Origin of the sequence: Streptomyces sp. MA5143a, from assembly GCF_900290235.1 — a bacterium.
Taxonomy (GTDB): Bacteria; Actinomycetota; Actinomycetes; order Streptomycetales; family Streptomycetaceae; genus Streptomyces.
This window is the reverse complement of sequence record NZ_OLMK01000006.1, coordinates 45,953-59,506: the sequence shown is the minus strand read 5'-3', so window position 1 is coordinate 59,506 and position 13,554 is coordinate 45,953. Positions and strand designations below refer to the sequence as shown.

The 13,554-nt window shown below is 72.4% G+C and carries 14 protein-coding genes; 6 read left to right on the top strand and 8 right to left on the bottom strand.

From position 1 onward, the window contains the following. Positions 1-51: 51 nt before the first annotated feature. Genes SMA5143A_RS01505 through SMA5143A_RS01495 form a run of 3 tightly spaced genes read left to right on the top strand, consistent with a single transcriptional unit; the run spans position 52 to position 1,424 of the window. Positions 52-480 (top strand): roadblock/LC7 domain-containing protein, encoded by a 429-nt coding sequence (locus SMA5143A_RS01505; protein ID WP_107460989.1) that lies wholly within the window; start codon positions 52-54, stop codon positions 478-480. Then, positions 473-847 carry a DUF742 domain-containing protein gene (locus SMA5143A_RS01500; RefSeq protein ID WP_099967948.1) on the top strand — a complete coding sequence of 125 codons (375 nt, stop codon included), beginning with the start codon at positions 473-475 and terminating at the stop codon, positions 845-847. Before SMA5143A_RS01505 ends, SMA5143A_RS01500 begins: the two co-directional genes overlap by 8 nt. Continuing rightward, positions 828-1,424 (top strand): GTP-binding protein, encoded by a 597-nt coding sequence (locus SMA5143A_RS01495; protein ID WP_099967949.1) that lies wholly within the window; start codon positions 828-830, stop codon positions 1,422-1,424. The genes SMA5143A_RS01500 and SMA5143A_RS01495 overlap by 20 nt, the downstream gene beginning before the upstream one ends. Positions 1,425-1,537: 113 nt before the next feature. On the opposite strand, the gene SMA5143A_RS01490 is transcribed toward SMA5143A_RS01495, so the two are convergent. After that, the gene (locus SMA5143A_RS01490) at positions 1,538-2,002 is read right to left on the bottom strand and encodes an ATP-binding protein (protein ID WP_107460988.1); all 465 of its coding nucleotides are present in this window, start codon (positions 2,000-2,002) and stop codon (positions 1,538-1,540) included. Positions 2,003-2,349: 347 nt separating this feature from the next. Between SMA5143A_RS01490 and SMA5143A_RS01485 the strand changes: the two genes are divergently transcribed. From SMA5143A_RS01485 to SMA5143A_RS01475, 3 genes are all read left to right on the top strand, one after another. Continuing rightward, positions 2,350-3,225, top strand: coding sequence for a helix-turn-helix domain-containing protein (locus tag SMA5143A_RS01485; protein ID WP_107460987.1), 876 nt, complete (start codon positions 2,350-2,352; stop codon positions 3,223-3,225). Positions 3,226-3,292: 67 nt separating this feature from the next. Continuing rightward, positions 3,293-3,505, top strand: coding sequence for a DUF397 domain-containing protein (locus SMA5143A_RS01480; RefSeq protein WP_055520851.1), 213 nt, complete (start codon positions 3,293-3,295; stop codon positions 3,503-3,505). A 122-nt stretch (positions 3,506-3,627) separates the two neighbouring features. Then, on the top strand, positions 3,628-4,443 hold the full coding sequence (locus SMA5143A_RS01475) for an SAM-dependent methyltransferase (protein ID WP_107461027.1): 816 nt from the start codon (positions 3,628-3,630) through the stop codon (positions 4,441-4,443). Between the two features lie 52 nt (positions 4,444-4,495). Here the strand turns inward: SMA5143A_RS01475 and SMA5143A_RS01470 are convergent, their stop codons facing one another. The 7 genes from SMA5143A_RS01470 to SMA5143A_RS01440 form a co-directional block, all read right to left on the bottom strand. Further along, complete coding sequence (locus tag SMA5143A_RS01470) at positions 4,496-5,608, bottom strand: LacI family DNA-binding transcriptional regulator (protein ID WP_107460986.1); 1,113 nt, start codon at positions 5,606-5,608, stop codon at positions 4,496-4,498. A 141-nt stretch (positions 5,609-5,749) separates the two neighbouring features. Then, on the bottom strand, positions 5,750-8,200 hold the full coding sequence (locus tag SMA5143A_RS01465) for a beta-galactosidase (protein WP_107460985.1): 2,451 nt from the start codon (positions 8,198-8,200) through the stop codon (positions 5,750-5,752). Beyond that, entirely contained in the window at positions 8,200-10,005 is a 1,806-nt protein-coding gene (locus SMA5143A_RS01460) for a glycoside hydrolase family 35 protein (RefSeq protein ID WP_181361672.1), read from the bottom strand. The genes SMA5143A_RS01465 and SMA5143A_RS01460 overlap by 1 nt, the downstream gene beginning before the upstream one ends. A gap of 45 nt (positions 10,006-10,050) precedes the next feature. Next, on the bottom strand, positions 10,051-11,208 hold the full coding sequence (locus tag SMA5143A_RS01455) for an MFS transporter (protein ID WP_107461026.1): 1,158 nt from the start codon (positions 11,206-11,208) through the stop codon (positions 10,051-10,053). 512 nt (positions 11,209-11,720) lie between these two features. Next, positions 11,721-12,407 carry a DUF3618 domain-containing protein gene (locus SMA5143A_RS01450; RefSeq protein ID WP_107460983.1) on the bottom strand — a complete coding sequence of 229 codons (687 nt, stop codon included), beginning with the start codon at positions 12,405-12,407 and terminating at the stop codon, positions 11,721-11,723. Beyond that, positions 12,383-12,796: a phage holin family protein gene (locus SMA5143A_RS01445; protein ID WP_107460982.1), complete on the bottom strand. Its 414-nt coding sequence runs from the start codon at positions 12,794-12,796 to the stop codon at positions 12,383-12,385. The genes SMA5143A_RS01450 and SMA5143A_RS01445 overlap by 25 nt, the downstream gene beginning before the upstream one ends. A gap of 3 nt (positions 12,797-12,799) precedes the next feature. Next, a complete protein-coding gene (locus SMA5143A_RS01440; RefSeq protein ID WP_107460981.1) occupies positions 12,800-13,438 on the bottom strand; it encodes a hypothetical protein in 639 nt (212 codons plus the stop codon). Positions 13,439-13,554: the final 116 nt, after the last annotated feature.

The window sequence follows — 13,554 nt, the reverse complement described above, 5'->3', positions numbered from 1 at the left end:
ACCTGACCGGCGCTTCCCCTGGCGCCGACTAACTGTGAGGAACATTCAGCAATGACTGAGCAGGTACAACCCGGTCCCCAGCTGGACTGGCTCCTGGACGGACTCGTCGAGCGGATTCCGGAGATCCGCTGCGCCGTGGTGCTGTCCGGGGACGGCCTTCTCATCGGGAAGTCGAGGGACATCCGGCGTGACGACGCCGAGCACCTGTCCGCCGTCGGTTCCGGCATGCACAGCCTCGCCCGGGGCGTGGCACGCCACTTCCACGGCGGCGAGGTGCAGCAGACCGTCATCCAGATGGAGCGGGCCTTCCTCTTCGTGACGGCCGCCGGCCGGGGCGCGCGGCTGGCCGCGATCGCCTCGGAGGAGGTGGACGTCGGCATGATGGCGTTCGAGATGGGAACTCTGGTCAAGCAGGTCGGCAAGTACCTGAGTGCCGCACCACGAGTGGATGCCTCGTCCGGTTACGTCCAGGATGCGTGAGCCGCGATGGCTCGACGATGAGCAGGCCGGACGTCATGTCCGGCCGTACGCCATCACCGGTGGCCGTACTCGCCACAGCAGACATCACTTCACGCTGATCACGCTGGTGGTCTCCCGGTTCACGCATGAGTCGGAGCAGGACCAGTTGGAGCCGGAGGCCATGGCGATCCTCGCGCTGTGCCGCGAACGTGCCGTCGCGGTGGCCGAGATCGCGGGGACCCTGGATCTGCCGGTGAGCGTGGTGAAGGTGCTCTGTGGCGACCTCCTCAACGCCGAGCTGATCATTGTCCAGGCCCCGCCCGCGCTGACCGAGCAGCCGAGCGTGGATCTCATCGAAAGGGTGATGGATGGTATCCGTCAGCTCTGAGCCGCTCCTCCCCACCGCCTTGAAGATCCTCATCGCGGGCGGCTTCGGCGTCGGCAAGACCACGATGGTGGGCTCGGTGAGTGAGGTCGCCCCGCTGGAGACCGAGGAGCGCATCACCGCGGCGAGCGTGGGCGTGGACGACCTCGCGGGCGTCGAGAAGAAGACCTCGACCACGGTCGCCATGGACTTCGGCCGTATCACCATCTCACCGGAGCTGGTGCTCTACCTCTTCGGTACGCCGGGCCAGGACCGCTTCTGGTTCATGTGGGACGACCTGTCGACGGGCGCGCTGGGGGCCGTGGTCCTCGCCGACACCCGCCGTCTGGACGCGTCGTTCGCCTCGATCGACTTCTTCGAGTCCCGTGACATCCCGTTCGCCGTGGGCGTCAACTGCTTCGACGGCCGCAGGGAGGCGACCGCCGAGCAGGTCCGTCAGGCCCTCGACCTCGACCCGTCGACGCCGGTCGTGCTGTGCGACGTGCGCGAGCGCCAGTCCAGCAAGACGGTCCTGCTGGCCGTGCTGGAAGCGGCCCGCGCCCAGGCGGAGGCCCGACTGGCGGCGAGCGGACAGCTCTGACCGGGACCCTGCCGGGACACCGCTGAGCACAACGCCCAGGTGTGCTCACCGTGCTTCCCTCTCGCCGTGCGGAGAGGGAAGCGTGGACCCGGTCGTGCGGTCCCGGTGGAAGGTCACGCCGTCGGAGGGGCGGGCTCGGCGGTTTCCCGGCCCTCCGACGGCAGTTCTGCCCAGACGACGCGACCGGACCGTTGTGGGGCCTCGCCGACCCCCCAGTCGCTGCTGAGCATGCCGACCAGCATGAGCCCGCGTCCGTTCTGGTCGTCGGGTCCGGGTCGGCGTCGGGCGGGCTGGGCGTGACCGCGGTTCTGGTCCTCGACCTCGATGCGGAGCCGCTGCCCGGTGAGGTGCAGCCGACACACGATCCACTCGCTCGTGGTGTGGGTCAGCGCGTTGGTGACGAGTTCGGAGGTGATGAGCAGGGCGTCCTCGCGGAGGTCCGGAGTCACTCCCCACTCTTCGAGCAGTTCACGGACCGTTCTGCGTGCCTCACCCGCCGAGGCGGGCACCGCGGGCAGTCCGAGGACGCCCGCCCTGTGGGGCTCGTAGGCGGCCGCCCGCCGGGCGGGTGGACACATGGCCGGCGGTAACCGGTCCGACGACTGGGGGAGGAGGGGCGGAGCCATCGCCGTACGCCTTTCGTGGGCCCTTCGCACCGTCAGTGGTGCCGGTGCCACGGCCGGCCTCGCTGTACACCGCGAGGGTCGTGCAACTCGCTGCAAACAGCGCTGAGTTGCGGCCACATCTCCCCCAACCTGGCCGCGCAGCCCCAGGGTTCACCGAAGCCGTGACGGTGGTCCCACTCTGGCATCCGTGAACAACACCTCGCAACCAGCAAGTTGAAATTTGCAATTCGTCGATCGCAGGATGTCATTCTTCGCGCCAAGATCGTGCCAGACTGCGTCATCGAGGCGAGGAGGTGGGCGTGAGCGCGGAGACCGACTGGGGCGGGGCCCCCTCCGTACTGCGCATGATCCTCGGGCGGCAACTGGAGGAACTGCGCACGCGCGCCGGCCTCACGTTCGAGCAGGCCGGTGACGCGATCGGGGTGAGTCACTCCACGATCCGCCGGATGGAGGCCGCCAAGGTCGCCCGGCTGCGCCTGCCGGACGTCGAGAAACTGCTCCAGGTCTACGGGGTGGGCGACCAGCAGGAGATCGAGACCTTCCTCAAATCGGTCCGCGAGGCCAACAAACGCGGCTGGTGGCACACCTACCGGGACGTCCTGCCCGACTGGTTCGCCGCGTATCTGAGCCTGGAGCAGGCGGCGCTCCAGATCCGCGCGTACGAGGCGCAGTTCGTGCACGGACTGTTGCAGACCGAGGCGTACGCGCGGGCCCTGCTGGGCGCCGGCAATCCGCACGCGGCGACCGAGGCGACGGAGCGGCGGGTGGCGCTGCGGATGCGCCGCCAGGAGCTGCTCGGGCGGGAGCAGCCGCCTCGGCTGTGGGTGGTGATGGACGAGACGGTGCTCCGGTGGCCGGTGGGCGGGCCGGACGTGATGCGCGCCCAGATCGACCATCTGATCGAGATGAATCGGCTGCCGCATGTGACGGTGCAGCTGATGCCGTTCCGGCACGGCCCGCATCCCGCGATGCGGGCCGGTGCGTTCCATCTCTTCCGGTTCAGGGCACCCGAATTGCCGGACATCGTCTATCTCAACGGTCTGGTGGGCGCGGTGTACCTCGACAAGGGGGGCGACGTGGTCGTCTACCGCGAGGCCATGGACCGGCTGGGCGCGCAGTCCGCGGCGCCCCGCAAGACCGAGGCCCTCCTCGGCGCCCTACGCAAGGAGCTCTGACGTGCACCACGACATATCCCAGGAAGTGCGCCACTCGATACGTGACATCCGCGACGTACGCAACGGCATGCCGGCCCGCGACCTCGGCGCCCACGACTGGCGCCGCCCCTGGAGCGACGACGCGGGCGGTGCCTGCGTGGAGGTGAAGAAGCTGGCGGACGGCCGGGTCGCCGTACGCCAGTCGACCGATCCGGACGGCCCGGCGCTGGTCTTCACCCCACGGGAGATGACCACGTTCCTGGCCGGGGTGAAGGCGGGCGAGGCCGACTTCCTGCTGTGAACCCCCTTGCTGCCAAGCTGTGTTGACGCACCACTTGCTGAACCGGGGTTCGGCGCACACCGGACCCCGGGCTTCTGCCCGACCACGCACCTGGACCGAACGACCTGATGGGAGGGGCGGCGTTGCCCGACAACGGATGGCCGGCCGACCGGATCGACACCGAGCACGCGCATTCCGCGCGCATCTACGACTACATCCTCGGCGGCAAGGACTACTACCCGGCCGACAAGGAGGCCGGTGACGCCATGGCGCACGAGTGGCCGGCCCTGCCGGTCCATATGCGCGCCAACCGCGACTGGATGAACCGCGCGGTGCGATGGCTCGCCGAGAAGGCCGGCATGCGCCAGTTCCTCGACATCGGAACCGGCATCCCCACCTCCCCCAACCTCCACGAGATCGCCCAGTCGGTGGCCCCCGAGTCGCGGGTGGTCTACGTGGACAACGACCCCATCGTCCTCACCCTGTCCCAGGGGCTGCTGTCCAGCACCCCCGAGGGCAGGACCGCGTACATCGAGGCCGACTTCCAGGACCCGGAGACCGTTCTCGGCTCCCCCGAGTTCCTGGAGACCCTGGACCTCTCCCGGCCGGTCGCGCTCACGGTGATCGCGATCGTCCACTTCGTCCTGGACGAGGACGACGCGGTGGGCATCGTGCGCCGGCTCCTCGAACCCCTGCCGTCCGGCAGCTACCTGGCGATGACCATCGGCACCGCCGAGTTCGCGCCGGAGGAGGTGGGCCGGGTCGCCCGCGAGTACGCGGCCCGCGACATGCCGATGCGGCTGCGCACCATCGACGAGGCCCACGAGTTCTTCGAGGGCCTGGAGCTCGTCGAGCCGGGCATCGTCCAGGTCCACAAGTGGCACCCGGACGGCACCGGCGAGCAGGGCATCCGCGACGAGGACATCGCGATGTACGGGGCGATAGCCCGCAAGCCGTGACCGAGGGCGACGCTCCCGGCTCTCCCCCGGCGCCGCCCTGCACTCCCCCGGGTCAGTGCGGTGCCGGGCCGGTGCTGCGGCGGACGATGAGTTCGACCGGGACGACCTGTTCGGTCTTCGCCGGGGGTTCCTCCGTGTCGGCGGGGTCGTCCAGCTGGGTCAGGAGCAGCCGCAGGGACCGGGTGCCGATCTCGGAGTAGTCGGTGCGGATGGTGGTCAGCGGGGGCAGCAGGTGTGCGGCCTCCGGGATGTCGTCGTAGCCGACGACGCTCACGTCGTCCGGGACGCGGCGGCCCGCCTCGTGCAGGGCCCGCAGCAGTCCGAGGGCCATCTGGTCGTTGGAGACGAAGACGGCGGTGACGTCCGGGCTGTCCGCGAGCCGCCGCCCCAGCGCGTAGCCGGAGTCGGCGCTCCAGTCCCCGACGAGCGGTTCGTGGACGGGGGCTCCGGCCCCGGCGAGGGTGTCGCGCCAGCTCGCGGCCCGCCGGTCGGCGGAGGTCCAGCCGGTGGGGCCCGCGATGTGCCAGACCGTGGAGTGGCCGAGGCCCAGCAGATGCTCGGTGGCGAGCCGTGCGCCGGCCCGGAAGTCCGAGGACACCACGGGGGTGCCGTCGCCGAGGCCGTTGTCGAGCATCACCAGCGGGGTGTCGGGGCGGGCGGAGGCGAGCGCGGTCGCCACCGGGCGCTGGGGCGCGATCGCGATGATCCCGTCGGCACCCTCGGCGGACAGCCGGTCCACCGCCTGGACGACGGTGTCGCGGTCCGCCGTGTCCAGCGCGATGGAGCTGACCAGGTAGCCGGCGTCCTGGGCGGCCGTGTTGATCGCGGTGAGCGTGGAGGCGGGTCCGTAGCGGGCCGCGTCGAACGAGATCACACCGAGCATGCGGGTGCGGCCGCTGGCCAGGGAGCGCGCGCTGCGGCTCGGGCGGTACCCGAGGGTGCGCATCGCGGCGCGCACGGCCTCGCGGGTCTCGGGGCGTACGGCCGGGTTGTCGTTGAGGACGCGGGAGACCGTCTGCTTGGAGACGCCGGCGAGCCGGGCCACGTCGTCCATCACCGGCCGGGAGCCGGCGAAGTTCCGTCTGCTGCGGCTGCCGGTGGGTCTGGGGCCGCCGGCCGCACCGGCGTCCCCGGCGGCGGTGCCGTCCGTGGTGCTTCGGGACATGCGGCGCTTCCTTCTTCGACAGGAGGGCGGGACGGCGTCCCGCCGGGGTTCACAGAATAGGTGCGGCGCCCGGGGCGCCGGGGAGCCGAGCCGACCGGAGGCAGGGGCGCGGGCCCCGGCCTCCCGGTCCCGGACTCGTGGTCAGCCCGCCCGGAACGACAGGGTGTGGACGGTGAGCCACTCCACCCGGTCGATCCGCGCCGGCAGCGGGGAGTCGCCGGTCCGGTCCGGGATGTGCACCGGCGCCCCGGCGGGCAGCGGCAGGATCTTCAGCCGCAGGCCCTCCGTTCCCGGGTCCCCTTCCGTCCGCAGCCGGTCCACGGCGAGGTCCCAGACGCGTCCGGAGTAGAACTGGTCGGCGACGAGCCGGTCCCCGACGTAGGCGCGGCCGGTGTCACCGGTCCAGTGGACGCGGAGCAGGGTGCCGGGCGGCAGATCGTCCGGCACGGGCACGTGGTACTCGGCGGCGACGGTGTCGTAGTGCTCGTCCGCCGGGGCACTGGCCCGCCCGAGCACACCGGTGACGGTGGGCGGTGCCTCGCCGGGCGCCCGGACGAGGGAGACGGGCAGGCTCCGCCCCGCCCCGCCCGGCCCGTCGGCGCCCGGCCCGTCGGCCGCCCCGACCAGCGTGTAACGGGCGAACACCCCGTCCGCCGTCTCCTTCACCGTGCCCTCGGCGGCCACGGGTGCCGCGGGCGGTGCGGGCAGCACCGCGAACGACGGCTCCGGGGACCGGCTGTGCACCCGTACCTCGTCGCGGTGGGTGTCGAAGACGACGCCTCCGTCGCAGAGGACCAACCGGTCGGCGCCCCAGGCGGGGCCCCGGTAGGCGGTCCGCGCCGTGGCCGCGTCGAGGACGAGGAGGTCGACGCGGCGGCCGTCGGCGGTGTCCACCTCGACGAGGGCGTCCGTGCCGGGCCGCAGCCCGGTGACGAGGAGGCGGTCCCCGACGGTCGTCAGATCACCGGAGGGCGCCCGCACCGCCTTCACCGACCGTGCGTCCAGGGCGAGTTCGGGGGTGATGCCGTCGATCGCGGTGAGCACCAGCACCGGGCGGCCCCCGTCGGCGTCACCGCTGTCCTCGGCTCCGCCGCCCGCGCCGTCCAGCACGCACACCACCTGCGCCGTCGCCCATTCCAGCCGCAGTCCGCCCAGGTCGAGCCGGAGCGGCCAGCAGAAGTAGGCGCCCCGGCGGACCGTGACCGGTGTGGCCGGCAGGATGAGGGGCGGCGCGTCGGGGAAGTCGACCCTGAAGGAGACGTCCGTGTGGTCCGGCAGCGGCTCGTGCGGCTGGTGGTTGTTGACGAAGAGGAAGCCGGACCGTCCGTCGCCGCGCACCGCCCAGCGCAGGGTCTCCCGGTCGTCCTGGCCCGTCGGCAGCCGCTCGGGCAGGACCGACCTCATGGGGGCGACGCGCTGCCCGAAGTCGGCCAGCAGCAGGTGCTGGAGGCGGAGTTCGTCGTAGGAGGGGCGGTACTGGCCGTACTCGCCGAGCGGGGCCTGGAAGTCGTAGGTGAGCAGGGGCAGGTCGTTGGGGTAGCCGGTGTCGTGGGACTCCTGGAGGAACGTGGTGCGCCCCCGGGGGTTCGTGCCGCCGTGGAACATGTAGTAGCCCTGCCACACCGAACCGCACCCGATCTTGGTGAGGCCGAGGGCGCCGATGTCGGCGGCGTCGACGCGCGGCCTGCGGTGGTAGGCCACGGCCATGCCGCCGCCCAGCTCGCAGGTGGCCCACGGGAAGCGGTCCGCCAGCGCCTGCGGATCGCCGCCGCGGACCGTGGTGGGGCGCAGGTCGGCGCCGATGCCCTCGTCGTCGCGCTGGTGGGTGAAGAAGAAGTGCTTGCGGCAGGTGTCGGGCCAGCCGCCGTCGGCCTCGGTCCAGAAGGTCTCGGTGTAGCCGCCGTACAGGGGCAGCAGTTCGTCCGGGGGCAGTTGGACGCCGCCCCAGGCGGTCGACGTCCACAGCGGGGCGGCGAGTCCGGCCTCCTGGGCCGTCCGCTTCAGGGTGAGCAGATGGCCCGGCTGGTCGTACAGCTCGTTCTCGATCTGGACGGCGACGACGGGCCCGCCGTGACCCCGGTCCAGACCGCGCAGTTGCTCGGCCAGGGCCGCGTACCAGCGGCGTACGGGCGCCAGGTACGCGGGGTCGTCGGTGCGGGGCGCGTCGGTGCGGGAGAGGACCCAGTCGGGCAGACCCCCGCCCCGCACCTCCGCGTGCACCCAGGGGCCGATGCGGGGGATGAGGTCCAGGCCGTGGCGGGCGCAGAGCTCTGCGAAGCGCCGCAGGTCGCGGTCGCCGTCGAAGCGGAGGTCGCCCTCGGTCTCCTCGTGGTGGATCCAGATGACGTACGCGGCGACGACCGTCACCCCGCCCGCCTTCATCTTCAGCAGTTCCTCCTCCCACTGCCCGGCGGGGCAGCGGGTGAAGTGGAACTCGCCGGAGACCGGGAACCAGGGGCGGCCGCCGCGGGTGAGCCAGCGGCTGGTGACCTCGATGGGGTCGGTCGCGCCAGGAACGTCCGCGAAGGGCAGATGCCCGCGCAGCGGGGGCGGGGGCTCGGCCGGGAGGCGCAGCCGGTGGGGGGACGTCATCAGGGCTTCACCGGCCCCAGGTCGGGTGTGTCCGTGAAGTGCGCGCGGGCGGCGGTGGTGGCGTTCAGCTCCAGCAGGACCAGCTCGTTGGCGCCGGGGCGCAGGACGGGGGCGGGGACGTAGAGGGTGCGCTGCGGGCCCCGGTTCCAGTAGCGGCCGAGGTGGAAGCCGTTGACCCAGGCCTGGCCCTTGGTCCAGCCGGGCAGGGAGAGGAAGGTGTCGGCGGGGGTGTCGACGTCGAAGGTGCCGTGGTGGAAGGCGGGCACGGTGACGTGGGCCGTCTCTCCGGCCGGGGCGAAGGGCACCGTGGACAGGTCGGTGAGGGGCAGCCGGTGGATGTCCCAGCCGTGCAGGGCCGTGCCGTTGAAGGTGACGGGGCCGAGCAGGCCCTTGGGGGCGCCGATGCGGGGCCCGTAGTTCACCCCGCCCATGTTCTCGACGAGCACCTCCAGGGTGGCGCCGGCGCGGGGGACGCGCAGCGGGAGGGTCTCGTCGTGACGTTCGCGTTCCAGTACGCCGACGGGGGCGCCGTCCACGAAGACCTGGGCGCGGTCGCCGACCCCGCCGGCGAAGTGCAGCAGGCCGTCGCCCGGCTCGGGGAAGGCGCTGCGGTAGAGGACGTAGCCGGAGCGCTGGCCCAGCTCCTCCATGGTGAGCGGGTCCTCGGTGCGGCCGGCGGACGCGCTGTGGGCGGTGGCCCACGGCAGGAGCGGCGCTCCGCGGTCCAGCTCGACGGTGATGCCGGAGAGCTTCGGCGACGGGGCCGGGGCGGGCTCGTCCGGGACCGGGGCGTGGCGGGCGATCACCTCGCGGAAGGCGTGGTACTTGGGGCCGGGGTCGCCGGACTCGGTGAGGGCGGCGTCGTAGTCGTAGGAGGTGACGATCGGCGCGTAGCACTGGTCGTGGTTGGCGCCGTTGGTGAAGCCGAAGTTGGTGCCGCCGTGGAACATGTAGATGTTGACGGAGGCGCCCGCGGCGAGCAGCCGGTCGAGGTCGGCGGCGGCGTCGGCGCCGTCCCGGACGTGGTGCTCCTCGCCCCAGTGGTCGAACCAGCCGATCCAGAACTCCGAGCACATCAGGGGCCCTTCGGGCTGGTGCTCGCGCAGTTTGCGCAGCGACTCCTCGATCCGGCCGCCGAAGGTGCCGGTGGACAGCACGCCGGGCAGGCTCCCGGCGGCCAGGTGGTGGGCGGAGCCCGCCTGGTCGCAGGTGAACAGCAGTTCCTCCACGCCGCGGGAACGCAGCGCGTTGTGCACATGCTTGAGGTACGCGGTGTCGTCGCCGTACGCCCCGTACTCGTTCTCGACCTGGACGGCGATGACGGGCCCGCCGTTCGCGGCCATGTGGGGCAGCAGCGGGGGCAGCAGGATGTCGAGGTAGCGGTCGAGGGCGTCCGTGAAGCGGGGGTCGCTGGTGCGCAGCCGGATGTCGGGGTCCGTGGTGAGCCAGGAGGGCAGGCCGCCGCCGTCCCACTCGGCACAGATGTACGGGCCGGGGCGCAGCAGTACGTGCAGGCCCTCGGCGCGGGCGAGGCTGAGGTAGCGGGGCAGGTCGAGGAGGCCGTCGAGGACGAGGGGGCTGTCGGGGTCGGGCTGGTGGAGGTTCCACGGGACGTAGGTCTCCACCGTGTTGAGGCCCATCAGCCGGGCCTTGCGCAGCCGGTCCGCCCACAGGTCGGGGTGGATGCGGAAGTAGTGCATCGCGCCGGAGATGATCCGGAACGGTTCGCCGTGGAGGAGGAAACCGTCAATCGACGTAATGAGGGCGGGCGTGCGCAAGGCTGAATTCCCTTCGGCTCGGGACATGCGGGTGACTCGGGGACGGATGCGGCTCAGCGGGACGGGTGCGGCTCAGCGGGACTCCGCGTCGGTGCGGGTGGCGCGGATCAGCCACAGGGTGGCCAGCAGGCACAGGGCCGACACGACGCACAGCAGCAGCGGCACCGCGCGGACGCCGGACCATTCGATGGCCTTGCCGAGCGCGGGCCCGGCGGCCACTCCCCCGACCATGGACGCGGCGATGACCAGCGCGCCGGCGCTGCGGGCCCGCGGCGCGGCGGCGTTCAGCCAGGGCAGGCCGGTGGGGAAGATCGGCGCCATGAAGAGGCCGACGCCGGCGTACGCGAACGGGGCCAGCCAGGGGATGACGGCGAGGAGGAGGCAGACGGTCATGCCCGCGCAGGAGACGGTGATGATCGTCTGGGGGGAGTACCGCAGGGCGATGGGCACCACCAGGAAGCGGCCGACGGTCAGCATCAGCCAGTACACGGAGGTCGCGGTGGCGGCTGCCCCGGCGCTGTAGCCGACGGTCTCCAGGTGGGTGGGCTCCCAGCCGCCGACGCCTGCCTCGATGCCCACGTGCAGGACGTAGAGGGCGACGAACACGCCGAGCACCGAGGCCAGGCTGCGGCGCAGGGCGGACCCGCCGGCCCGCTCGGGGTCCTCGTCCGGCGCGGCGGTCAGGGGCGCGCGGTCGCGGACGCCGCGCAGACACAGCAGCAGGGGCAGGTTGGCGGCGGCGAAGGCGAGGAAGACCGCCGGGTAGTGCTCGGCGCCGACCGCGCCGATCAGGGCGGGGCCGAGGATCGCGCCGATGCCGAAGTGGGCGTTGAGGATGTTCAGCATGGCCGTCGAGCGCTTGCCGAAGCCGACGGCGAACAGCTGGTTGAGGCCGTAGTCGATACCGCCGAAGCCGAGTCCGGCGAGCAGGGCGGCGGCGAGGCCGACGGGCCAGTTCGGGGCGAGCGCGAAGCCGGCCGCGCCGAGCGCCATCAGCAGGTACGAGGCGCCGAGGATCGTGCGGTTGCCCATCCGGCCGTAGAGCCGGTCGAAGAGCAGGACACCGGCGACACCACCGATGAAGTGGGCGCTCAGCCCGAGCCCGGCGGCCGAGGGGGACAGCCCGAACTCGTCACGGAAGGCCGGGATGGCGGGCCCGTACAGCGCCTGGAGGGCACCGATGAGCACGAACCCCACACAGGAGGCGACCACGGCGGCCGGGCTGAACACCCGCGCCTCCTCGGCGGCTTGGGGGTGGTTCACAGCGGATGCGGTCGGTACGTCGGACACGCGGGCACTCCACCTCGTCGCGACTGGGGACCCTCGCAGTGTTACCGGTAACATCCCGACCGTCAAGACGGCGGTCGGTTGATCGTCGGCACGGGGGTGGGCGTCGCCGGATGCCTCCGGACGGTACTGCTCGGCACGGCGCGGACGGGCGGCGGTCGTGGGTGTCCGTCGACGGGAAGGTGTGCCGGACCGCGGGTACGGGAGGCGGTGCCCGAGCCGTGGGTGGCATCGGCTCGAGGCGTTCATGCCGGTCCCGGTGGGTGGCCGTCGACGGAGACTGCTCCCGTGGTCGTCCCTGCGGGTGCCCGTCGGCGCGAGGTGTTCGATGCCGGTCTGACGGGTGCGGGCCGCCGGGCACCGGCACCCGGACCCCTGGTCCGGGGGCGAGGGGCTACGGCATCGGACCGAGCGGTCTCGGTCGGGGCTCTCTCGGGTGCGGGCCGGGGCGGTGCTCAGCCGGGGCCGGGGTGTCGCCGGGGCTCGTCGGTGACCTGGCGGCCCGAGTCGCGGGCTTGGTCGGCCACCTGCGTGGCCTGGTCGCGGGCCTCGTCCTGCGTGGTGCGGGCGGCCTCCGCGGCCGTGTCCTTGACCTCCTGCGCCGCGCTCTGGACGGTCTCCTTGGCTCCTTCCTTCAGGTTCTGCGCGGAGTCGAGGGCTGCCTGCTTCACCGGCTCCAGCGCTTCGCCGCCCTGCTGCATCAGCTCGCCGGCCTTCTCCCGTTCCATCTCCGTGGCGGGCGCCATCGACGCCGCCAGCATGCCGACGCCGAAGGCGATCAGCCCCGCGGCCAGTGGGTTGCCCTGCGTCTGGCGCATGGCCTGGTCCGGAGCCTGCCGTACGGCCTCACCGGCCTGGCCGGCCGCCTGGCGGGCGGTGTCGACCGCCTGCCGGCCGCCGTCCTGCACGTCCTGCAGCGTTCCGGCCATCGACTGCGCGCCGCCGCCGGCCTCCTGGACGGCCTGGGAGGCGGATCCCATGACCCGTTCCCGCATGCCCGAGACGGCACCACGCATCCTGCGCGTGCGGCGACGGGCCATCTTCCGGGGGCTGGCGCGGTCCGCGAGCCGGTTCACGTCGGCGGACAACCGGTCTCTCGTGGCCGTGATCTCGGCCCTCATCTGGTCGGGTGACGTGCCCATTGCGCATCCTCCTTCAGTGTCTCGACCGTGTGTTCGGGCTTCGGCGACACGGTGCGCATACGGGAGCGGCCGCGCTGGTACAGCACCGCCGCGACCACGGCCCACACCGCGGTGACGATCAGTGCGGCCCAGCCGCCGTCCATCACGTTGGCCATGCCCAGCAGCGCGGCCACGGACAGGAACAGCAGGACCATGTATCCGGCGAACCCGGCGCCGCCGTACATGCCGGCCGCCTTGCCCGCCTCGGTCGCCTCCTGCTTGACCTCGGTCCTGGCCAGTTCGACCTCCTGCCGGAACAGGGTCTGGACATCGGAGGTCACGGTGGACAGCAGTTCGCCCACGGTGGCGTCCTCATGTGTCTCCACGGCTCGGGAGCGGGTCGCAACCATCGCTCACACCCCCGGACGGGCACGGGCCGCCGCGCCGCCGGGCGGCATGCCGACGGACGGCTGTGGTTCGGGCGTCGGAGCGGACGGCAGCGCCGTGGGGCGTCCGTCATCCGTCGCCGTGGGCCGCTGTCCCCGTTCGGCGGACCCGTCGGCCTTCGCCGCCACCTTCACCAGCCGCCCGACGGCCAGCCCGGCCAGCAGCGCGCCGCCCAGGAACATGCCGGGGCGCCTGCGGGCGAAGTCCTGCACATCGGTGAGGACGCCGTCCGCGCCCGCTCTGTCGAGATAGTCGGCGGCCCGGTGTCCCCGGTCGGCCGCCTGGGCGGCGAGACCACTGGCCGGGGAGTCGCTCTGCGCGTTCTCCGCCAGCCCCGCCAGGTCGTCCGCCCAGTGGCGCACCGAGTCGGCGGCCCGCCGGGTCTGCTCCTCTGCCTCGTTCATCGCACGGCTCCGCAGATCACGGACGACCGCGCCGGCCTGCTGACGCGCTTCCCCCACGACGGCACCGGCCTGGTCCACGGCGGTTCCCCCGACCTGTCCCGCGGCCTGCTTGGCGCGATCGGCGGTGGCCGACGCCTCGGCCCGGGCCGTCTCACCGGTCTGCCGCAACCTCGTCGAGTTGCCCTGCTCTGTCTCGCTCATCAGCCACTCCTCCTCACACGGTCACGTAAGTTCGCACCAGTTGTTCGGATCAGCTATGTACGCGGGTGACTGTTTTGGTGTGGTTCACACACCTTGATGTGGATTTATCGGTCTGT

What these genes read in the sequence shown, in the direction of transcription:
- SMA5143A_RS01470 (WP_107460986.1), bottom strand. Translation starts at nt 5,608, where the DNA reads ATGTCCCGAAGCACCACGGACGGCACCGCCGCCGGGGACGCCGGTGCG.
- SMA5143A_RS01445 (WP_107460982.1), bottom strand. Translation starts at nt 12,796, where the DNA reads ATGGTTGCGACCCGCTCCCGAGCCGTGGAGACACATGAGGACGCCACC.
- SMA5143A_RS01450 (WP_107460983.1), bottom strand. Translation starts at nt 12,407, where the DNA reads ATGGGCACGTCACCCGACCAGATGAGGGCCGAGATCACGGCCACGAGA.
- SMA5143A_RS01490 (WP_107460988.1), bottom strand. Translation starts at nt 2,002, where the DNA reads ATGTGTCCACCCGCCCGGCGGGCGGCCGCCTACGAGCCCCACAGGGCG.
- SMA5143A_RS01460 (WP_181361672.1), bottom strand. Translation starts at nt 10,005, where the DNA reads ATGTCCCGAGCCGAAGGGAATTCAGCCTTGCGCACGCCCGCCCTCATT.
- SMA5143A_RS01500 (WP_099967948.1), top strand. Translation starts at nt 473, where the DNA reads ATGCGTGAGCCGCGATGGCTCGACGATGAGCAGGCCGGACGTCATGTC.
- SMA5143A_RS01440 (WP_107460981.1), bottom strand. Translation starts at nt 13,438, where the DNA reads ATGAGCGAGACAGAGCAGGGCAACTCGACGAGGTTGCGGCAGACCGGT.
- SMA5143A_RS01505 (WP_107460989.1), top strand. Translation starts at nt 52, where the DNA reads ATGACTGAGCAGGTACAACCCGGTCCCCAGCTGGACTGGCTCCTGGAC.
- SMA5143A_RS01495 (WP_099967949.1), top strand. Translation starts at nt 828, where the DNA reads ATGGTATCCGTCAGCTCTGAGCCGCTCCTCCCCACCGCCTTGAAGATC.
- SMA5143A_RS01480 (WP_055520851.1), top strand. Translation starts at nt 3,293, where the DNA reads ATGCCGGCCCGCGACCTCGGCGCCCACGACTGGCGCCGCCCCTGGAGC.
- SMA5143A_RS01465 (WP_107460985.1), bottom strand. Translation starts at nt 8,200, where the DNA reads ATGACGTCCCCCCACCGGCTGCGCCTCCCGGCCGAGCCCCCGCCCCCG.